19 protein-coding genes and 4 tRNA genes are annotated in these 20,905 nt (G+C 59.6%); 12 read left to right on the forward strand and 11 right to left on the reverse strand.

Going from position 1 to position 20,905, the window contains the following annotated elements; all coding sequences use genetic code 11:
- Positions 1 to 8: 8 nt before the first annotated feature.
- On the reverse strand, positions 9 to 734 hold the full coding sequence (locus ACQUQP_RS19080; RefSeq protein WP_432696617.1) for a glycerophosphodiester phosphodiesterase family protein: 726 nt from the start codon (positions 732 to 734) through the stop codon (positions 9 to 11).
- 336 nt (positions 735 to 1,070) lie between these two features.
- Between ACQUQP_RS19080 and dapC the strand changes: the two genes are divergently transcribed.
- The 8 genes from dapC (at position 1,071) to zntB (ending at position 7,442) form a co-directional block, all read left to right on the forward strand.
- Positions 1,071 to 2,270 carry a succinyldiaminopimelate transaminase gene (gene dapC, locus ACQUQP_RS19085; protein ID WP_432698724.1) on the forward strand — a complete coding sequence of 400 codons (1,200 nt, stop codon included), beginning with the start codon at positions 1,071 to 1,073 and terminating at the stop codon, positions 2,268 to 2,270.
- Between the two features lie 11 nt (positions 2,271 to 2,281).
- A complete protein-coding gene (locus ACQUQP_RS19090; protein WP_432696618.1) occupies positions 2,282 to 2,626 on the forward strand; it encodes an ArsC family reductase in 345 nt (114 codons plus the stop codon).
- A gap of 48 nt (positions 2,627 to 2,674) precedes the next feature.
- Positions 2,675 to 3,706 (forward strand): 2,3,4,5-tetrahydropyridine-2,6-dicarboxylate N-succinyltransferase, encoded by a 1,032-nt coding sequence (gene dapD / locus ACQUQP_RS19095; protein ID WP_432696619.1) that lies wholly within the window; start codon positions 2,675 to 2,677, stop codon positions 3,704 to 3,706.
- Between the two features lie 63 nt (positions 3,707 to 3,769).
- Positions 3,770 to 4,912 (forward strand): succinyl-diaminopimelate desuccinylase, encoded by a 1,143-nt coding sequence (gene dapE, locus ACQUQP_RS19100; RefSeq protein ID WP_432696620.1) that lies wholly within the window; start codon positions 3,770 to 3,772, stop codon positions 4,910 to 4,912.
- 4 nt (positions 4,913 to 4,916) lie between these two features.
- Positions 4,917 to 5,756, forward strand: a complete 840-nt coding sequence (locus ACQUQP_RS19105; protein ID WP_432696621.1) for a putative RNA methyltransferase — start codon at positions 4,917 to 4,919, stop codon at positions 5,754 to 5,756.
- Between the two features lie 60 nt (positions 5,757 to 5,816).
- Complete coding sequence (locus ACQUQP_RS19110; RefSeq protein WP_432696622.1) at positions 5,817 to 6,080, forward strand: hypothetical protein; 264 nt, start codon at positions 5,817 to 5,819, stop codon at positions 6,078 to 6,080.
- Positions 6,073 to 6,459, forward strand: coding sequence for a hypothetical protein (locus tag ACQUQP_RS19115; protein ID WP_432696623.1), 387 nt, complete (start codon positions 6,073 to 6,075; stop codon positions 6,457 to 6,459). The genes ACQUQP_RS19110 and ACQUQP_RS19115 overlap by 8 nt, the downstream gene beginning before the upstream one ends.
- Entirely contained in the window at positions 6,444 to 7,442 is a 999-nt protein-coding gene (gene zntB, locus ACQUQP_RS19120; RefSeq protein ID WP_432696624.1) for a zinc transporter ZntB, read from the forward strand. Before ACQUQP_RS19115 ends, zntB begins: the two co-directional genes overlap by 16 nt.
- On the opposite strand, the gene ACQUQP_RS19125 is transcribed toward zntB, so the two are convergent.
- Together ACQUQP_RS19125 and ACQUQP_RS19130 are read right to left on the reverse strand one after the other, a co-directional pair.
- Entirely contained in the window at positions 7,427 to 8,353 is a 927-nt protein-coding gene (locus ACQUQP_RS19125; protein WP_432696625.1) for a DMT family transporter, read from the reverse strand. The two genes, zntB and ACQUQP_RS19125, sit on opposite strands and share 16 nt — an antisense overlap.
- Before the next feature lie 39 nt (positions 8,354 to 8,392).
- A complete protein-coding gene (locus tag ACQUQP_RS19130; protein WP_432696626.1) occupies positions 8,393 to 8,827 on the reverse strand; it encodes a hypothetical protein in 435 nt (144 codons plus the stop codon).
- A gap of 78 nt (positions 8,828 to 8,905) precedes the next feature.
- Here ACQUQP_RS19130 and greB point away from each other — a divergent pair, with 78 nt between their 5' ends.
- Positions 8,906 to 9,406, forward strand: coding sequence for a transcription elongation factor GreB (gene greB / locus ACQUQP_RS19135; RefSeq protein ID WP_432696627.1), 501 nt, complete (start codon positions 8,906 to 8,908; stop codon positions 9,404 to 9,406).
- A 153-nt stretch (positions 9,407 to 9,559) separates the two neighbouring features.
- Here the strand turns inward: greB and ACQUQP_RS19140 are convergent.
- The 8 genes from ACQUQP_RS19140 to ACQUQP_RS19175 form a co-directional block, all read right to left on the reverse strand.
- A tRNA-Lys gene (locus tag ACQUQP_RS19140) sits at positions 9,560 to 9,635 on the reverse strand.
- 18 nt (positions 9,636 to 9,653) lie between these two features.
- A tRNA-Lys gene (locus ACQUQP_RS19145) sits at positions 9,654 to 9,729 on the reverse strand.
- 53 nt (positions 9,730 to 9,782) lie between these two features.
- Positions 9,783 to 9,858 (reverse strand) — tRNA-Asn (locus ACQUQP_RS19150).
- A 39-nt stretch (positions 9,859 to 9,897) separates the two neighbouring features.
- A tRNA-Ser gene (locus ACQUQP_RS19155) sits at positions 9,898 to 9,985 on the reverse strand.
- A gap of 95 nt (positions 9,986 to 10,080) precedes the next feature.
- Positions 10,081 to 12,870, reverse strand: coding sequence for an EAL domain-containing protein (locus ACQUQP_RS19160; RefSeq protein WP_432696628.1), 2,790 nt, complete (start codon positions 12,868 to 12,870; stop codon positions 10,081 to 10,083).
- Positions 12,861 to 13,808 (reverse strand): ABC transporter substrate-binding protein, encoded by a 948-nt coding sequence (locus ACQUQP_RS19165; protein ID WP_432696629.1) that lies wholly within the window; start codon positions 13,806 to 13,808, stop codon positions 12,861 to 12,863. Before ACQUQP_RS19165 ends, ACQUQP_RS19160 begins: the two co-directional genes overlap by 10 nt.
- A gap of 619 nt (positions 13,809 to 14,427) precedes the next feature.
- Positions 14,428 to 14,895, reverse strand: coding sequence for an NlpC/P60 family protein (locus ACQUQP_RS19170; protein WP_432696630.1), 468 nt, complete (start codon positions 14,893 to 14,895; stop codon positions 14,428 to 14,430).
- A gap of 155 nt (positions 14,896 to 15,050) precedes the next feature.
- Complete coding sequence (locus ACQUQP_RS19175) at positions 15,051 to 15,785, reverse strand: glutathione peroxidase (protein WP_432696631.1); 735 nt, start codon at positions 15,783 to 15,785, stop codon at positions 15,051 to 15,053.
- A 425-nt stretch (positions 15,786 to 16,210) separates the two neighbouring features.
- On the opposite strand from ACQUQP_RS19175, the gene ACQUQP_RS19180 reads away from it, so the two are divergent.
- The 3 genes from ACQUQP_RS19180 (at position 16,211) to ACQUQP_RS19190 (ending at position 20,855) form a co-directional block, all read left to right on the forward strand.
- Positions 16,211 to 17,539: a DEAD/DEAH box helicase gene (locus tag ACQUQP_RS19180; RefSeq protein WP_432696632.1), complete on the forward strand. Its 1,329-nt coding sequence runs from the start codon at positions 16,211 to 16,213 to the stop codon at positions 17,537 to 17,539.
- 278 nt (positions 17,540 to 17,817) lie between these two features.
- Positions 17,818 to 19,332, forward strand: coding sequence for an acetyl-CoA hydrolase/transferase family protein (locus ACQUQP_RS19185; RefSeq protein WP_432696633.1), 1,515 nt, complete (start codon positions 17,818 to 17,820; stop codon positions 19,330 to 19,332).
- 275 nt (positions 19,333 to 19,607) lie between these two features.
- Complete coding sequence (locus tag ACQUQP_RS19190) at positions 19,608 to 20,855, forward strand: MgtC/SapB family protein (protein WP_432696634.1); 1,248 nt, start codon at positions 19,608 to 19,610, stop codon at positions 20,853 to 20,855.
- Positions 20,856 to 20,905: the final 50 nt, after the last annotated feature.

The raw sequence follows: 20,905 nt of genomic DNA on the forward strand, positions 1-20,905 counted from the left end.
CCCTATTCTCATGCAACTGAGCTATAACCTTGAGGCAGATCGGTAATCAACGCATCCACGCCCAGCTGCAGCAGCTTGCGCCCTTTTTCCACATCGTTGACTGTCCACGCCAGCACCTTATACCCCGCCGCTTTTGCCTGCGTTATCGCTGACTCATCCAGCCCCTGCCAGAAGCAGTGCAGGCTGAACGCATCCAGTGTCTCGAGCGCATCCCGCCAGTTTGCATCCAGCTGCTCACATAACAGGCCGCGGGCAAACACAGGCAGCTGTCTGCGGCACTCTTCCAGCAGTGCATAGTTAAAGCTGGATATCACCATCTGTGCGGGATCGAACCCTGCCAGATCACGCGCTATCGCTTTAACTACCCGGCCCGGATCCAGCCCCTGGTCCTTGATCTCCAAGTTGAATCCCAAGCCCTGTTCCTGAAGCAGTCGCAGCATCTGTTTCAGTGTCGGCAGCGGCTCTCTGCCCCAGCCATCAAAGTGTGCGGCCACATTCACGTCGGCCAGTTCATCAAGGCGCAGCTCGGCTAACACACCGCGCCTGTCCGACAGACGGTCCAGGCTGTCATCGTGATAGATAACCGGCGTGTCGTCCGCCAGCAGACTGACATCCATCTCGACCCATCTCACGCCCTGGCGCGCCGCCTCCCGGACCGCACCGAGCGTATTTTCGGGCGCCAGTGAGGCGATACCCCGGTGACCCAGGATCGTCGGTAACTCAGGTTTATTCACTCTATTCTCCTCACTGACCACGGCCCCCTGCTCGCAACACTCTGCACAGCTGACCCGCGCCATTGTGGCGGCGCAACCGCGGGGATTGGGCTTACCCGCCCCGCCAGTTTAAAACTCAACAACCCGGCACCAGCCTATACCAGCATAATGCAGCGCTGAGCGGCCAACCGCTATTGCCTTCACGTTAATCCAAACAGCGCCAAATGGAACCTTTCACAGGGACAGAGCGATTGGCCGATTACTCGCCATCCGGTATACTTTGCGGCCCTAAATGCCGCCAAAACCGCATACTTGGCGTGGTTATAGTTCAGCCTGAAGGACAGCCCCATGAGCCGCATGAACCCCGATATGGATCGCCTACAGCCCTACCCGTTTGAAAAACTGGCAGAGCTCAAGCGCGGCGTGACACCGCCCGCCGATCTGGAACATATCTCCCTGGGGATCGGTGAACCCAAGCATCCGGCGCCGCCGTTCGTGCTCGACGTGCTGAAAAAGAACCTGGATCGCGTCTCCAACTACCCCAGCACCAAGGGGATGCCGGAACTGCGCCAGGCGATCGCCGGCTGGTGTGAGCGCCGCTTCAAGCTGCAGGCAGGCTCGATGGATGCGGACCGCCACGTACTGCCGGTCAACGGCACCCGCGAAGCGATCTTCGCCTTCACCCAGGCGCTGGTGAGCCGCGAGCCGGATGCACTGGTGCTGACACCTGATCCCTTCTACCAGATCTACGAAGGCGCGGCCTACCTGTCAGGCGCCGAGCCCTACTACCTGCCGACCCTGCCGGAAACCGGTTTTGTACCGGATTACGAGGCGATCCCGGCGGATGTCTGGAAGCGCTGCCAGCTGCTGTTCGTCTGCTCACCGAGCAACCCGACCGGCTCTGCCCACAGCATCGAGCAGTTCAAGAAGCTGATCGAACTGTCCGACGAGTACGATTTCGTCATCGCCTCAGACGAGTGCTACTCCGAGATCTATTTTGACGAGGCCAACCCGCCGGCCGGTCTGTTGCAGGCCTGCGCCGAACTGGGTCGTCACGACTACCGCAACTGCGTGGTGTTCCACAGCCTGTCGAAGCGCTCCAACCTGCCGGGTCTGCGCTCCGGCTTTATCGCCGGCGATGCGGGGCTGATGGAGCCGTTCCTGCTGTTCCGCACTTACCACGGCAGCTCCATGCCGATTCAGCACCAGCTGGCCTCTATCGCCGCCTGGAACGATGAAGACCACGTGCTGGAAAACCGCAGCCAGTACCGCCACAAATTCGACGCTGCCATCAAGGTGCTGTCGCCGGTACTGGAAGTGAAGAAGCCGGATGCCAGCTTCTACCTCTGGACGCCGACGCCGATCGCCGATGACGTCTTCACCCGCGGCCTGTACGAACAGCAGAACCTGACCGTACTGCCGGGCAGTTACCTGTCACGGCCGATGGAAGATGGCCGCCTGCCCGGCGCCGGCTTCGTGCGCATGGCACTGGTGGCCACCGTCTCCGAGGTGATCGAAGCCTCGGAGCGGATCCGCCGCTACGTCGAATCGCTGTAAGGATTATTGAGATGACCACCGTTTACGGAATCAGCAACTGCGATACCGTTCGCAAAACCCGCAAATGGCTGGACGCCAACGGCATCGAGTTCAGCTTTCACGATTTCCGCAAGGATGGACTGGACGCTGACAGCGTCAACCGCTGGTGCGATGCCCTCGGTATCGACACCGTACTGAACAAGCGCGGCACCACCTGGCGCCAGCTGCCGGAAACGGAACGGGATGTGGACGAAGCCGGGCTGCGCGCCCTGCTGGTGACGCACCCGACGCTGATCAAACGCCCGGTCCTGGAACATGGCGACACCATCCGTGTCGGTTTCAAGGCCGAAGAATACGCCGCACTGTTTGGCGTCTGACACGACTTATACATAAAACGATTTCAACGCATTACGAGGATATTCAAGATGGCAAACTTCGCATTCGGCCTGGGGGTCGGCACCAAATCCAGCGCCGGCGAGTGGCTTGAGGTTTACTACAACGCGCCGCTGCTGAACGCCAGCGCCGAGCTCATCGACGCCGTATCCGGTGTTGTTGCCTACGAAGGCGGCAACGCGGCGATCGAACTGAACGCTGCTGATCTGAAAAAACTGGAAGGCGCTTTCCTGTCTGTCGGCGCTGAAGATCAGGCACTGGTCACCGAGGTCCTGGAAGGTTCCAAGCAGCCGCTGGTTCTGTGCATCCTGGCCAGCGACGAAGGCCCGAGCAGCACCGCCGAGGTTTACCTGAAGCTGGCCCTGCTCTCCAACCGCCTGGTCAAGCCGCACGGCCTGAACCTGACCGGCATGTTCGGCCTGCTGCCGAACGTGGCCTGGACCAACGAAGGCGCCGTATCCCTGGAAGACCTGCCGCGTCGTCAGCTGGCTGCGCGTGCCCAGGGCAAGGTGCTCGACGTTCAGTCTGTGGACAAGTTCCCGAAAATGGCCAACTACGCGGTACCGGCCGGCATCCGTATCGGTGACACCTCGCGCATCCGTCTGGGCGCGCACGTGGGCGAAGGCACCACTGTCATGCACGAAGGCTTCATCAACTTCAACGCCGGCACTCTGGGCGTGAGCATGGTTGAAGGCCGTATCTCTGCAGGCGTCGTCGTGGGCAACGGTTCCGACGTGGGTGGCGGCGCTTCCACCATGGGCACCCTGTCCGGCGGCAACAACGTGGTCATTTCAGTAGGCGAAAACTGCCTGCTGGGCGCCAACTCCGGTCTCGGTATCCCGCTGGGCGACCGCAGCACCGTGGAAGCGGGCCTGTACGTGACCGGTGGTTCCAAGGTCACCGTTCTGGACGACCAGAACAACGATGTGGAAGTGGTCAAGGCCGCTGACCTGGCCGGCAAGCCGGACCTGCTGTTCCGCCGCAACTCCCAGAACGGTCGCATCGAGGTGAAAACCAACAAGAGCGCGATCGAACTGAATGAAGAGCTGCACAAGCACAACTAATCAGAAACGGCCCGAAAGCTGCTGCGTTTGTAGCACTTTCGGGCTGCTTTTTTGGAGCCCGTTATGTCCCCCCGCTCAGAAACACTGGAACTCACCTGCGACCTGATCAGCCGTCCTTCGGTCACCCCCGAAGACGCCGGCTGTCAGGAACTGCTGATCGGCCGTCTGCAAAAGCTCGGATTCAAGATCGAGCGCCTGCCGTTCGAAGAGGTGACCAACTTCTGGGCGCGACGCGGCACCGAAGGGCCCCTGTTCTGCTTTGCAGGCCACACCGATGTGGTCCCCTCCGGCCCGGCCGAGCAGTGGACCCATCCGCCTTTTGAGCCCACGGAAGAGGAGGGTTACCTCTACGGCCGTGGTGCTGCGGACATGAAAGGCAGCATCGCTGCCTTTATGACCGCGCTGGAGCGCTTCATCGCCAACCATCCCGAGCATGAAGGCTCAATCTCGCTGTTGATCACCTCCGACGAGGAAGGCCCGTTCGTCAATGGCACCACCCGCGTTATCGACCATCTTGAAGCGCGTAACGAGAAGATCGACTGGTGCATCGTCGGCGAGCCGTCCAGCACCGAGAAGGTCGGCGACGTGATCAAGAACGGTCGTCGCGGCTCACTCAGTGGCACCCTGAAGGTACGCGGTATTCAGGGCCACGTGGCCTACCCGCACCTGGTCCGCAACCCGATTCACGAGGCGGCACCGGCCCTGGCCGAGCTGTCATCGACGCTCTGGGACGAGGGTAACGACTTCTTCCCGCCCACCAGTTTCCAGATCTCCAACATCCACGCCGGTACCGGCGCCACCAACGTGGTCCCGGGCGAGGTGGAAGTGGCGTTTAACTTCCGTTTCTCCACCGAGACCACCGCGGATGAGCTCAAGCAGCGCGTCTGCGAGATTCTGACCCGCCACGGCCTGGACTGGGATATCGACTGGATTCTCTCCGGCAACCCCTTCCTGACCTCCGCAGGATCACTGGTGGACGCCAGCCGCGAATCGATTCGCGCCGTCACCGGCAACGAGACCGAGCTGTCCACCTCCGGCGGTACCTCCGATGGCCGCTTTATCGCGCCCACCGGTGCCCAGGTGGTGGAGCTTGGACCGGTCAACGCCACCATCCACAAGATCGACGAGCGTGTGCGCATCGAAGATCTGGATATCCTGTCCAGCGTCTACGAAAACATCCTTGCCCGCCTGCTGGTGAAGAGCTGAGCCGATGATCAAGCTGAGCTGTCCGGTATGCCAGGCACCACTGACTCTCGCCAACGAAGACCGTCAGCTGCGCTGCGACGCCGGTCATAACTTTGACCGCGCCCGCCAGGGTTACTGGAACCTGCTGCTGCCGCAGCGCAAGAAGTCAAAGAACCCGGGTGACAGCGGCGAAATGATCCAGGCACGCCGCCGCTTTCTTGATGCCGGTTACTACTGGCTGATTGCCGAGCGCCTGACCCAGCTTCTGGTCGAGCAGCTTGAAGGTGTCGCCAACCCCAACCTGCTCGACCTGGGCTGCGGCGAGGGCTACTACACCACGCAGATCGAGGAAGCGCTGGAGGCTGCCGGACTGGAGGCCAATATCGCCGGCCTGGATATCTCCCGGGACGCCGTACGCAGCGCCTGTCAGCGCAGCAAAAACATCGATTGGCTGGTCGCCACCGGCGCCGATATGCCCCTGCCGGAGGCCAGCCTGGATGCGCTGACCCTGATGTTCAGCCGGGTGATGCCGGAGCCGATGGCAAAGGTGATCCGTCCCGGCGGACTGCTGCTGGTTGTCTGGCCCGGCCCCGACCACCTGATCGAGCTGCGCGAGCTGATCTACGACGAGGTGCGTCGCCGCGAATTCGACCCCGGTGCCGATCTGGAACCGCTGTTCGAACCGGTCCGCACAGAAACGCTCAAGTTCGATTTTGAAGTCGGCGGCAGCGAAGCGCTGACCGACCTGCTGGAGATGACACCTCACGGCCACCGCATTCGCAGTGAAACCCGCGATCGAATCCTCACCCGCGAAAGCCTGGGCTGCCATGCCGACATCCGCTTCGGCCTGTACCGGCGCCAATAACACCGCCGCTCATTGATCCCGGCCCGGGCAGCAGGCTATAACGGAAGCTTGGAGGTCTTGATGCGCATCAGAGAGTGGCTGCACAAACGCGCCAACAGTCCGAGAGAAAATTTCTCCCTGCTGCTGAGCGGCTTTACGCTGTTTGCCCTGGGGCTTGGCCTGATCGGCGCCGGACAGTACCTGATGCCGCCCGGCATCAGCGCCGAACTGGCCGCGCTGCTTGGCTTGATCCTGATCGGTGCCGGCATCATACTCGCTGCGACAGGCTACCTCAGCCTGAGCGTACTCCGAATCCTCAGTTTCCTGGACAGCAAAGATGAGTGAACAGCGTCACCCCGATATCGAGGTCTACATCAAGAACCGGCAGTTGGAGGAGATTCTGCACTGGCTGGGCGAACGCTGCGACGAGGTTAAGCCCGTTAACAGCGTCGGCGGCACCCACGCTCTCGAGATCGTCATCGACCGCTGCCCGGTACCGGTCATGATTCATGAAAAAGCGGTGGGCAAAGCCTGGATCAGCATCTGGTTCCGCTCCGAGCAGACCCCCTGGGCCAAGGACCTGGACTGCGCTCATGAAATTGCCAACGCCCTGGATACCCAGGTACGCTGCATCGCCTCGGGCTGGTCGGAGGGTGACGATCCCGACGAGTGGTGGCGTATCGAAAACGGCAACGCCGAGAAGATTCAGTGGCAGACAAGCTGAGCCCCTCTTTCCTGGCGCTCAAACCGCTGCACGCCCTGCTGCTGGACGGCCAGGGCGGCGCCCGGGAAATGAGTCCCGAACAGATCAACACCTGGCAGCCGGATCAGGGCCTGGCCTGGCTGCACCTGGACTACACCGACGCCGAGCAGGCACAGTGGCTGCGTGATCAGGCGAATCTCAACGAACTGGTCTGCGATGCCCTGCTGACAGAGAACACCCGCCCCCGCGCCACGGCCGTGGACGGCGGTCTGCTGATCGCCCTGCGCGGAGTCAACCTGAACCCCGGCGCCGACCCTGAAGATATGGTGTCTATACGTCTTTTCGTCACGCCGGAGCGGATCATCTCCACCCGCAAGCGCCGCCTCATGTCGGTCTCGGGCCTGGTCGAGGAGTGCCGCAACGGGGAGGGGCCGATCGACAGTGCCGACCTGCTGGTGCGGCTCAGTGAGCGGCTGGTGGAGCGGATGGGCGATGTGGTCGAGGATATCGAGGAGCAGCTCTCCTCCCTGGAGCTGGAGCTGCTGGAAGACGCCAACCCGACAAAACTGCGCCAGTCACTGACCGCCCTGAGACGCCAGACCATTACCCTGAGACGCTACTTCGGCCCCCAGCGTGACGCCTTCAGCCAGCTGCTGAATGACCGGGCCGCCTGGCTATCGAACGACAGCCGCCTCGAACTGCGTGAAATCAGCGACCGCCTGCTGCGCCATATCGAAGACCTGGACATGATCCGCGAACGCGCCGCCATGGCCCAGGATACCCTGGTCAGCCAGCAGTCCGATCAGCTTAACCAGCGCATGTACCTGCTCTCATTGATCGCCGCCGTGTTCCTGCCGCTGGGCTTTCTGACCGGCCTGCTCGGTATCAATGTGGGCGGAATTCCCGGCTCGGACAATCCCTACGCCTTCGGGATTTTCATGCTGATACTGACCCTGCTGGTCGCGCTTCAGGTCTGGTATTTCAGGCGTCAACGCTGGTTCTGAGGCTCGGCCGTTTCCACCGCAGCGTCCTCAGAGCCACCGCGCTGCTGGTAGATTACCGCGCAGATAATCATCGCCAGGCCGATGAACGTGGCCGGAGCGATCGGCTCGTTGAGGAAGTAGCGGATAAACACCAGCGACAGGAAGGGTGACAGGAAGATCAGGTTGCTGACCCGGCTCACATGCACCGCTGAGCGCATGGCGCCGAGCCAGAGCATAAAGGTCACTCCCATCTCGAACAGCCCCACGTAGGCCGCCCCTGCGAGCCCCTGCCAGGTCGGCGCGACCAGCTCGCCCTGCCAGGCCATCAACCCCCATACCAGCGGCGTACCGACCAGGAAACAGGCCAGCAGCGAGGCTGTGGCCGGCGCTGTGGCGCGGGTATTCAGGATCCAGTACATGGCCCAGAACAGGGTGCTGACCATCGCCAGCACCACTCCCTCAATACTGTCGAAGTCCAGCGCCAGCAGATTTCCCCGGGTGGCAATGATCAGGGCGCCGAAGTAACCACCGGCCAGAGCGATCATATCGCGGCGGCGCAGTGGCTGTTTCAGAAAGGGTACCGCCAGCAAAGACAGGGTCAGCGCCCAGGTGTAGTTGATCGTCTGCGCCTGCTGCGCCGGCAGCAGATCATAGGCGCGAAACAGCACCAGGTAGTAGACCGCCGGGTTGATGACACCCAACAGGAGGGCAAACAGCGGCTGCTGGCGAAAAAAGTGACCGACTGCGCCCCACTGTTTCTGCCAGCTGACCGCGCCCATCAGAAACAGCGTGGAAAAAAGACTCGCCCAGGCCAGCAGTTGCAGGGGGCTTAACCACTCTAGCGCGAGTTTGAACGCCGTGGCGACGGTGGACCAGAGAAAAACAGCGAGGCCGCCAAGCAGCATCGCCCGGGATTGATTTTTGTCCGACATGAATAGCGCTCAGGGCAGAATAACAGGGGTAACACCAGCTCAGGCGCTGGTCGAAACAGACTGGCGCGACTGCGCAATGGTATCGAGCATCATACGGCCGCTGGCGGCGAGTGCAACCTGGGCAAAACTGTCCACAGCCCGGCTTGCCTGTGCCGGCGTGTGCGCCCCGGTATCGACATGACTGACCAGGTAGGCGAACTCGCCTCGCTCATGCAGATTAACGGCGCGATTAAGCCGGCCGGCCACCTCGGGGGTATAGAACTCATTCGGGTCCGGGTAGCTGAGCCCGGGTTGCTCCAGTTCGAAACTGCCATCACCCCGGACAGGCTGGCGCTGGGGGCTGTAGACCTCCTGATTGGAGGCGATCAGACTCAGCAGCATGGCGAACCGGGCACCATTGGAGGACTGCACCGCCTGCGGCAGATCCGCCGTGTAGGTCTCTATCCGTTGCTGTTGAATTGAATCCGTTTGCATCATTACTCCCAAGCCGTCTTTCCTCTATCGGCCCGACAGCGTTATCCTTTAATTCTTTTATAAATTCAGGAAGTTGCAATGTCCCGCTGGCGTCCGCCCGCGCCCCGTAGCGCGCCCTATATCACCCAGGAAGGCTACGATCGCCTGAATGGCGAGCTGAAGTACCTGTGGAAGGAAAAACGCCCTGAGGTCACCCAGGCGGTCAAGGAAGCGGCCGCCCAGGGCGATCGCTCTGAGAACGCGGAATATATCTACGGCAAGAAACAGTTGCGCGAGATCGATCGCCGCATCCGCTACCTGTCCAAGCGCCTGGATAACATCAGCGTGGTCGATCGCGCCCCGGATGACCGCGGCACGGTGTTTTTCGGCGCCTGGGTAACGCTTGAGGATGAACAGGGTGAAACCCGGGAGCACCGCATCGTCGGTGCCGATGAGATCGGCGACAAACCCGGCTATATCAGCGTGGATGCGCCCCTGGCGCGGCAGATGCTGAAAAAACAGGTCGGTGATGAGATCTGGCTGAAAAAGCCGGACGGCAGCGAAGAGTGGTTTGAGATTACCGCGATCGATTACCGCTGAACGGGCAGACAAATAAACGCCGGGGGCAGAATCAACGCACAGGGAAGTCGCGGAGAGAAAAAGCCGGTGTTTCCTGCCTCGGTATCAAAGATCGAGCCAGTACATGAAAATAAATACAGGGAAAATCGAATTACAGGGGAAGGGAGAAGAAAGTGGTGGGTCGTATAGGATTCGAACCTATGACCAATTGGTTAAAAGCCAACTGCTCTACCAACTGAGCTAACGACCCGCAGGAGTGAGTTGAGAGTGGTGGGTCGTATAGGATTCGAACCTATGACCAATTGGTTAAAAGCCAACTGCTCTACCAACTGAGCTAACGACCCGCTCAAACTCTTTCTACACTTTCCAACTCTTTACAGGGTAAAGAATCAGGGGTTGGCTCCTCGAGCTGGACTCGAACCAGCGACCAATAGATTAACAGTCTACTGCTCTACCAACTGAGCTATCGAGGAATAACCCGTTACCTATCTTTCGATAAGCACATCCTTAAATGGCGGAGGGACAGGGATTCGAACCCTGGGAGCCTCGCGACTCGTCGGTTTTCAAGACCGGTGCTTTCGACCACTCAGCCATCCCTCCGTAAGGATGGGCGCAAATATTACCTTCTAAATTTTGAGTGTCAACCGCTTATCTGAACTTTCTTTAACTCATTGTTTAAATTGATCAAAGAGTGTTCAGTTGTTTTCTGCCTGTTGCGCCAGATCATGCAGGTTCATCGGCCTGGCATAGTAGTAACCCTGGATCAGATCACAGCGGTTCGCGGTCAGAAACGCCACCTGCTCCTCGTTTTCGGCCCCCTCGGCCACAACTTTCAGGCCGAGTGCATGCGCCATGACAATCACTGTCTCGACAATGGTCTGGTCATCCGGGTCCTGGCCGATATCGGCAACGAAAGAGCGATCGATCTTCAGGTAATCGATCGGCATCCGCTTGAGGTATGACAGCGACGAGTAACCGGTACCGAAATCATCGATCGCCACCGCTATCCCCAGCTTCTTGATCGTCTGCAGTTGAAGGTTGGCCCGGGAGAAATCCTCCACCAGGGCACTTTCGGTGACCTCGATACAGAAGCGCTCAGGATCGATAAACCCGTTGCTGACGGCGGTCTTTATCTGGCGCAGCCAGCTTTCACTCTGGAACTGACGGGTCGACAGGTTGATGCTGATCTTGCACGCTTTGAGCGGCGCCTGCTGGCAGTCCTTGGCCACCTGCTCGATCATCCACTCGGTCAGTTCCTCGATCAGGTCGGACTCCTCCGCCACGGCGATAAACTCAACCGGTGACACCGCACCGATCTCGTTGCTGTACCAGCGCATCAGCGCCTCATAGATTCCCACCTCGCCGGTCAGAGGATCAACTTCCGGTTGATAGACCAGGCTCAGCTCCTCCCGCTGCCGCGCCAGTCTGAGGCCGTTTTTTATCTGCATGCGGCGGCGGTTTCGATCATCTATCTGGCTGTCAAAGAAGGCATAGCGGCCGCGTCCACAGTCCTTGGCGTGATACATCGCCGCATCGGCGTTGCGCATCAGCAGGTCGCTCTCATCGCCGTCCTTCGGTGCCACCACGATGCCGATACTGCAGCCGATACGCAGCTCCTGATCATCGATGCTGTATGGCTCGCTGATCGCATCAATCAGCCTGCCGGCGATAACGCCAAGCTGCTCTGCTTCGTTGACATGGGGTACCAGCACGGTGAACTCATCGCCCCCGAGGCGGCAGGCGATATCCAGCTCGCGGAGCAGATGCTTGAGACGACTCGCGACCTGTTCCAACAGTTGGTCGCCCCGTTCGTGACCGAAAGAGTCGTTCACCTCCTTGAAGCGATCCAGATCGATAAACAGCACGGCAAAGTGCTCATCGTAGCGCTTCAGGCGCTCCAGAGCCTGCTGCAGCTGCAGCTTGAACGACGCCCGGTTGTACAGCCCGGTCAAGGCATCAAAATAGGCCAGCTCCTGCAGTGACGCCTCGGCCTGTTTCTCGGCACTGATATCCTGGTAGATGGCGAAGAAACCACTGACACGGCCGTCATTGTCCGTGATCGAACTCACCGACAGACGCGCCGGATAGACCGAGCCATCGCTGCGACGGCAGTCCAGATCCCCCTGCCATCGCCCCTCCTCGGCCAGGGCGCTGTCCACCTCCTTGATCAACGCTGGCGATCCAAGCCTGGGGTCCACCAGGTCGATTCTTTTGCCAACCAGCTGCTCCTTGGAGCTGCCGTAGATACGGGCAAAGGAGGCGTTCACTTCGACAATACGGCTTTTATCATCAAGCACTACGATGCCTTCCGAGGTGTTCTCAAAGATGCGCCGGGAGAGCACCACCAGCTGCTCGTTGGTTTCCTGCTCGGTGATATCCAGGGACACGGTACAGACGGCGCGCCGGTCGCCATCCATGATGGGAAACTTGATCATGAACCAGGTGGTTTCCCGGCCTGCGTAGCTGGTTGTCAGGTGGAGCTGCATCGCTCCCCCCTTGGCCAGTACCTGGGCATTTAGCTGCTCGTGACGGCCCGATATCTGTTCCGGGAAATAACGCCTGATCGACAGTTTTGCCGCCACCGGGTCGTTACCGTAAAACTCGCGAAAGCGGGGATTCACATACAGGAACTCGTTTTCCTCGGTCACGATACTCACCAGCGCCGGCATATGGCTCATCACGCCGTCAAACAGCTGGATCTGATTTTCCAGCTCCCGTCGGCTGCAGTGCAGCGATGAAGCGAGCCGGTTCAGGGCCGTGGCGATCTGCCCCAGTTCATCCCTGCCCTCAAGCTCAACACCCGCGTGATAACGCCCCGCTTCCAGGTCACCAATACCCGCCATGATCCGTTTCAGCCTGCGGTTGACCAGGCGTTCGCCGGCATACCAGACCAGGAAAGCACTCACCAGGATAAAGCCCGCGATCCAGAGAAAGAAATTGTCGATCCGGCCCAGCAGGTTGTTACCCAGCAGCCGGGTATCTACCTCGATAATCAGCAGTCCGCGGCTGGACTGGCGCGCCTCCGCCGGGTCCGGCAATCGGACCGGCGCCGCTCCGTAGATGGTGTTCTCCTGTGGCGAATCGTAAAAACTCAGGCCGCCGGAGCGCTTAATCTCGGCCAGAAAGGAGGCCGGCAGGTGAAGGTTGAGGCGTTCAATCTCCTGGCCGCGGTCTGCAAGCCGTGAAGAGGCCAGCACCCGCTCCTTGTCGTCGAGAACAATCAGGTGTTTGACATACCTGCGCATGCTGGTCGCGGCGACCTCGCGCTGAACGCCTTGCAGGTCCCCGCGCAGCAGCAGGTATTCGAGGGATCCCTGCAGCCGGTTGACCGAATAGCTGATCTCGGTCCGGGCATTGGAATCGGTCAGGAACAACAGATAGGGACGCGCAACGAAGAGGACGAACAGCAGCGCCAGAACGCCGCCAATCAGAATGAACAGCGGTAACATCAAACGCAGTGGAGGTGACGCCAGTTTCAATCCCATACAGACTGCGCCGCCACGATTCGATCCAGGTCAATTTTCTCGGTGAGCAGTTTTTTCTCCTCCATGATCCGGTACACGCGCTGTGCCTGGGTACCTATGTTAGCTTCATTGCCGTATAGCATATCCTGAACCTCTGCCCGACCGGGAATCCTGAGCCCCTGCAGCGCTATTGCCACCTGTTCCTTGCTAAGGCCAAGCCGGTCCGTCATCAGACTCTGGGCTTCCGCGGGATTTTTCTGCAGGAACTCCACACCTCGATACCAGGCTTTAATCAGATGCTTGATCGCCTCGGGACGCTCGCTTAGCACCTCGCCACGAGCCACGAACAGGTCGATAATCTCACCGGGTATTTCACGACTGCTGAACACCTCTGTTGCGCCGGCAGCCAGCAGGCGGGAGCGCACCGGCTCGAAGGTCACCACGGCATCAACGCGTCCTGACAGGAAGGCTTTCTCGTGCATGTCCACCGACAGGGGAACCGGCTGTATATCGGCCAGTGTCATACCGGATTTACTGAGTGCGCGGGACAGGAAATAAGCGCCCAGCGCCGTGGAGTCGACACCGACCCTGCGCCCTTTCAGCGCCTGCATACTGCTGGCTCCACGTGTCAGTACCGCATCGGCACCGAACGAGGTGTTGGTAACAAGCAGAATCTGCAGGTCGTCCACCTCCTGCGCCAGCAGCAGCGTTTCATCCAGCGTCAGGGCGGCGAGATCCAGGGCGCCGTTGCGGAAGCCGCGCATCACTTCACCGGTGGACAACAATTCCACAAGGCGCAGCTGTTCGCTGTCCAGGTAGCCCTGAGAGCGCGCCAGATAGATGGGCTCATATCCGGGCCAAACCACGGTGCCTAATCGCAGCGGTTGCTTGTCGTCGGCACATCCCGACACCAGTATCGCCATCAGTAGCCATGTCAGGCAGTGGCGGATATAGATCATTGAGCTTTCCCGCAGCAGAAACGCTTTTCCGACCGCAGCGCCAGGGCTGCCGGCCTCCCGTTGAGCCTAATTTACTCCAGCCAAAAACAGCCAACCAGCCTAAATGTCGCCCGTTACTGTCAGAGTTATAAACAAAAACTATGCACAGACCCTTTCAGGGTCGTGACTGGATGGGCGTTTCCCCCAGAGCCGAGAAGTTATCAACACAACCCACACAGTCATCCCAACACTCTACCCACAGGGAAAAGCGCCCGGGAGTCCTGACCTTCTATGACACCCAGGTTGCAAACAGAATCTGTGTGCAACTGTGAGGATAAGTTTGGGACATCACGAGGAATTAAGATTCAAAGCCCCGTCATACCTGGGCTGAAGAAAAGCGATCACTAATCATACAGCGTGGGAAAACTTTTGATGACCGGAAAAATGTCAACAGGCAAATCGGGCCAATTTGCCTGTTTACAACGCTGAGGGCAGGTGATCTACCTCGTTTATCCCCAAGGATTACTCACAGAAACGTCGATCAAAGGTTATCCACTGGGGGTAAGTTGACTGGATGCTCCAGCGTGAAGGGATCGCAGTGTATAAAAGAGAGAAAACAAGCGGGACTTATACCAATTACTCAGTCGGCAAATCGCCTGGAGGTCCAGTAGTGGCGACGCCAGTAGGGGTTATCCAGCGATGAGATAACCACACCTCGGCTGGTGGAGGCGTGCAGGAACTCTCCCCCGCCGATGTAGATGCCCACATGGCGGGTACGCCAGCCGGTTTTGAAAAACACCAGGTCAGCCACTTCCAGTTCATCACGATCAACACTGTAACCGAGTTCAACCTGGCTTTCGGTGGTGCGGGGCAGCTTCATACCGTACAGATCATCGAACACCCGGTAGACAAATCCGGAGCAGTCGATACCACTGCGGCCCAGCCCGCCCAGACGGTAGGGGGTTCCTTTCCAGGACTGATACTGGCCGTGCAGATCGGCGCGGCGGGAATAATCGGAATCGGGAAGGTTTGGGGATGAATAGCGTGGGCCGTTACTGCTGCACCCCGCCAACAGTGCAACGACAAGAACAGCAATATAGACTCGCATCACCCTGCCCCCTCTGAAGTCGCTGCCGGACCGGCCAACAGCCCTCCAAGCTTTTGTATTCAAAAGATCGGGTGAACGCAAGTTCACGCCCTGTCGGATAAAAAAACAGCGCCGTGATGGCGCTGTTCCTGACAGGTTTCGGCTACAGAGTCCTGTTAGCGAGCCAACCAGTGCTCCAGCTCATCGGCGCCGCCCACATGTTCGCCATCGATGAAGATCTGCGGCACGGTGCCACGGCCACTGATCGCCGCCAACGTGGAGTAGGTGATGCCGTTTTGCCCCAACTGGATCTCTTCGTAGGCCATCCCCTTCTCTGCCAGATGCTTCTTGGCGCGCACACAGTGCGGGCAGCCTGGCTTGGTGATCATTGAAACCCGGTATGGCAACTCGGCCTTGGGGTTGATGTAATCGAGCATCGTATCGGCGTCTGACACTTCGAACGGGTCGCCCGGCACATCCGGCTCGATGAACATCTTTTCGATCACGCCATCCTTCACCAGCATGGAGTAGCGCCAGCTGCGCTTGCCAAAGCCCAGGTCACGTTTTTCTACCAGCATCCCCATACCTTCGGAGAACTCGCCGTTACCGTCCGGCAGCATGTAAAGGTTGGCGGCGCTTTGATCACCGGCCCAGGCGCTCATAACGAACGGATCATTTACCGACAGACAGATGATGCTATCCACACCTTCACGTTTGAATACCGGCGCCAGTTCGTTGTACCGCGGCAAATGGGTGCTTGAGCAGGTCGGCGTATAGGCACCGGGCAGCGCGAACAGGATCACGGTTTTACCGGCAAACAGCTCTTCCGTGGTGACATTGACCCACTCATTATTCACTCGGGTGGGGAAAGTGACTTCGGGGACACGCTGTCCTTCACGATTTTCCAACATCTTGTTCTCCTCGGATCTCATTGATTTGCAACTGGGTTCAGAGTAACCGCAGGAGAGGTAAGGGAAAAATTAATTATAGATAAACAAGCAATAGCTTTGAGCTATTTCAATAAACTGCCGTTATCGATTTCACGGCGATGAAGATACCCAATATTCGGCTCGACCTGCGTGCGTCGAAAATCGCTGGGAACACACCCCTTGCTGCAATGCACCAGGATGTTACCCACACTTATCCCCGGTATCTGTGGATAAGTGCTGGAAGAGTACGGGGGCAACTCAACCAAGGGGGCGCAGCAAGCGCGCTGGCAAACTCTGTTCATCCATTGATCGGCGTTACGCCGCTTTTCTGCTAGGATTCGTCTTTACATACACAAAGCGCAGAGCCTCCTTCAGCGCTATCCCATTTTGCGGAGAAATACCCCCCCGTGTTCGATGAGTTATCTCTTCATGAACGCCTGATGAAGGCGATCGATACCCTGGGTTTCACCAAGCCCACCGAAGTGCAGGCCACTGCACTGCCCCCCGCACTCGAAGGCAAGGACCTGATGGTCAGCGCAGAGACCGGCAGCGGCAAAACCCTGGCGTTTCTGCTGCCGATTCTGCAGCGCTGCGTTGAAGTATCAGCGCCGCGCAGCGGGACCCGCGGCCTGATCCTGACGCCAACCCGCGAGCTGGCCGAGCAGGTCACCGCGATGTGCGAAAAGCTCGCCGCTTTTACCCGCGTCACAGCCCTGTCGGTCTGCGGTGGAGAGAACTACGAGAATCAGGCGGCCAAGATCCGCAAGAATCCGGAGATCATCGTCGGCACCCCGGGGCGCATCAAGGAGCACCTGGAGCGCAGGACCCTGGATTTCGACGACCTCGAATTCCTGGTTCTCGACGAAGCGGACCGGATGCTCGATATGGGCTTCCGCGAAGAGGTGCTGTTTGTCACCGACGCCTGCCGTTCTGAGCGTCAGAGCATGCTGTTCTCCGCGACCCTGACCCATCGAGGCGTCGGCGACATCCTCGATCGCGTGCTGAAGGAGCCGGAAACGATCCAGCTCAGCACCGCTCAGACGGAACTGACCCACATCCGTCAGCAAGTGATCCTGGCGGACGATGCCAAGCTCAAGGAACGTCAGCTCGAGTGGCTGCTGAAGAACGAAACGTACGACAAGGCGATCGTCTTCACCAACTACCGTGCCCTCAGCGAATCACTCAATTCCAAGCTGCAGACCAAGGGACTGCGCGTGGGTGTGCTGCACGGTGAACTCAGCCAGCCGGAACGTACCCGCGTACTCAACCTGCTGCGCGAGGGCCGCATCAATATCCTGATCACCACCGATGTAGCAGCGCGCGGCCTGGATATCGAAGGCATCGACCTGGTCGTTAACTTCGACCTGGCGCGCAGCGGTGACGAACATGTACACCGCGTTGGCCGTACCGGCCGCAGCGGTCGCGAGGGCTTGGCGATCTGTCTGATCGCGCCCAACGAGTGGAACCTGAAGGCCAGTATCGAACGCTACCTGCACCTCAAATTCGAACCGCGCACGCTGCAAGGCATCGAAGGCAGCTATCGCGGGCCGAAAAAGGTGAAGAGCAACGGTAAGGCCGCCGGTACCCGCAAGAAGAAAGACAGCAAGAAGGCCGGGGATAAGCCGAAAGAGAAGAAACGCGCGCGGGATAAAAAGCAGGTGGGCAAACGCCGTGCTCAGCCGGCAGCGCCGACGCCCATCAGCAACGACGGTTTTGCGCCGCTGAAGAAAAAGTAGGTTCAGCGGCGACACCAGAAAACCAGCCCTGCCCGAAACGGCGGGGCTTTTTCTTCGCTTTTTGCATCGATTCCGGCCCCAAAACCTACAACACTTTGATGCAAAAAACAGCACAATGTCGACAACTTTGTTGCAAATTTAGACTAATAGACTAGATCCCCACCCTAGAGCCGGGCCTCTATCCCTTTATAATCGCCCTTCTTATAACTACCCCTTCGTCGGCAGCAATAACTCCAACTCCACACTTGTCGACAATTAAAAGATCTGAGGAAAGTCCTATGTCTTCCGAATCACGCATTCGTTGCGCGGCTCTGCGCGCTCGCGTCATGAGCGCCGCAGCGGCGGCCGAGCTGATCCCTGCAGGTATCAATGTCGGCATGAGCGGTTTTACCGGCGCGGGTTATCCCAAGGCTGTTCCCGGCGCCCTGGCAGAGCGTATCCGCAAGCTTAACGCCGCCGGGAACGACCCCTTCCGTATCAGCATATGGACCGGCGCATCCACCGCTCCGGAACTGGATGGTGTGCTGGCCGAAGTGGACGGCATCGACATGCGTCTGCCGTTCCAGAGCGACCCCATCTGCCGTGACCGCATCAACACCGGCAAGATGGATTACGTGGATATCCACCTGTCTGAAGTATCCCAGTACGCCTGGTCCGGCTTCCTCGGCAAGATGGATCTGGCGGTGATCGAAGTGGCCGGCATTCGTGAAGACGGCAGCCTGATTCCCTCATCCTCGGTGGGTAACAACAAGACCTGGATCGAGCAGGCGGACAAGATCATCCTCGAGGTCAACAGCAAACAGAACGCCAAGCTGGAAGGGATGCACGATGTCTATTACGGCACCGCCCTGCCGCCGAACCGCAAGCCGATCATGATTACCGATCCCTCTGACCGCATCGGCGAGCCCTACCTGGCCTGCCCGATGGACAAGGTGATCGCCGTGGTGGAGACCTCCGCTGCCGATCGCAACACCCCGTTCAAGGCGCCGGACGAGACTTCCCGCAAGATTGCGGAGCACATTCTCAACTTCTTCCACCGCGAGATCGAGCTGGGCCGACTGCCGAAAGAGCTGCTGCCGATCCAGTCCGGTGTCGGCAACATCCCCAACGCCGTGCTCGAAGGCCTGGATGCCGGTCCGTTCAAAAACCTGACCGCCTTCACCGAGGTGATCCAGGACGGCATGCTGAAGATGCTCAAATCCGGCACCCTCGCGACCGCATCGGCCACCGCGTTTTCGCTGAGCCCAGAGGGGATCGCCGAGTTCGATAACAACATCGATCTCTACCGCGACAAGATCATCCTGCGCCAGCAGGATATCAGCAACCATCCGGAACTGGCCCGTCGCCTGGGCGTGATCGCCATGAATGGCCTTATCGAGGCGGACCTTTACGGCAACATCAACTCCACCCATATCATGGGCACGCGGATGATGAACGGCATCGGCGGCTCCGGCGACTTTGCCCGTAACGGCTACCTGTCGATCTTCGTATCACCGTCGACCGCGAAAAATGGCGCCATCTCCGCCATCGTGCCGATGGTCTCCCATGTGGATCACACCGAGCACGATGTGAAGATCATCGTCACCGAGCAGGGCCTTGCTGACCTGCGTGGCCTGTCACCGCGCCAGCGCGCCCACGAGATCATCAACAACTGCGCCCACCCGGATTTCCGCCCGGCGCTAATGGACTACTACGAACGCGCCCTGCACTCTGGCCGCGGCATGCACACACCGCACCTATTGGAAGAGGCGCTGAGCTGGCACGTGCGTTACGAAACTCAGGGGCAGATGTAAGGGACTGCTGCCCTCACACCCCGTCAGGTTTAAAGGCTGGTTCGCTATCAAAGCAGACCAGCTACCTCTCCTGACACCGGGCTGCTGAGCGAATCCTGATCGCGGCGCCACTTTGAAGGCAGGCTCGTCGCCTGTCGAAAAGTGGCAACAAAGAGCAGGGTTCGCGCAGCAAGCCAGAACTTCGATATTGCTCTAAGCCTTGGGCGCTCTCATGAGCGCCATTTTTTTCTACGCTTAAGATAGAAAAGAGATTTTCCCGGCAAGGAGCCCTTCCCATGATCCACGAACCAATCGTCCAACTGCTGACAGCATTGGCGCTGGGCCTGCTTATCGGCCTGGAGCGCGGCTGGCACGAGCGCATGTTGCGCGCCGGTGGCCGCGTGGCCGGCATCCGTACCTTTGCCCTGGTGGCGGTCAGCGGTCAGGTCTCCGGGATGCTCGGCCTCCTGCTGACACCCTGGATCCCGGTGGCCACGCTGCTTGGGCTCTCCACCCTGCTGGCACTGGGCTACCGCCTCAACAGTGACGATGACCGGGACTTCGGCACCACTACAGTGATTGCCGCCCTGCTCACCTTTCTGCTCGGTCTGCTGGTATCGATCGGCGAATCCAGCCTGGCGGTGGGTGCCGCGGTGATCACCACGGTACTGCTGCATTTCAAGGAAACCCTGCATGACTGGATCTATGGCCTTAGTGGCGAGGAGCTGCGCGGCATCCTTCAACTGGGACTTATCTCCGCGGTGCTGCTACCGGTGCTGCCGAATCAGACCTACGGCCCCTGGGATGCGCTGAACCCCTACGAGATCTGGCTGATGGTGGTGCTGATCACTGCCATCAGCCTGGCCGGCTACTTTGCCATGCGCCTGACCGGCCCCGACAAGGGGGTGATGATCACCAGCGCCTTTGGTGGTGTCGCCTCCAGTACCGCCACCACCCTGAGCCTCGCGCGCATGAGCCAGCAGATGCCGATGTACCGCCTGCTGGCGGGTGGCATTCTGCTCGCCAGTGCCATCATGTATCCACGTATTCTGCTGCTGGTGGCGGTGCTCAATGTCGAGCTGCTGCAGCAGCTGTCGATCCCGCTGGGCGGCATGAGCCTGGCCAGCCTGGCCACCGCACTCTGGCTCTGGCACAACGATGAACCACACGGCAACGTGGACACCTCGCAGATGAAGCAGAAGCCGTTCCAGATCGGCCCGGCTCTGAAATTCGGCCTGCTGCTGGCGGTGATTATGCTGGCCGCCGAGGGGATACTCGCCCAGATCGGTGAGCAGGGGCTGTGGATAGTCTCCCTGGTGGCGGGGCTGACCGATGTGGACGCGATCACGCTGACGCTGAGCCGGATGGCGGAAAACGGTATCCGTGACCGGGTTGCCGTGGTCGGTATCACCCTGGCCGCGATCAGCAACACCCTGGTCAAGGGCATACTGGCGGGTATGGCCGGCAACTGGGAGCTGTTACGCCCGCTGATACCGGGTCTCGGCCTCAGTATGGCCGCCGGTGGGCTGCTATTGCTGGTCTGACGCAGGACAAACGGCAACACAGAAGTGCTGCCGCATTTGCGCCATCTGAT

Source organism: Marinobacterium sp. YM272, assembly GCF_050908845.1.
GTDB lineage: Bacteria > Pseudomonadota > Gammaproteobacteria > Pseudomonadales > Balneatricaceae > Marinobacterium_D.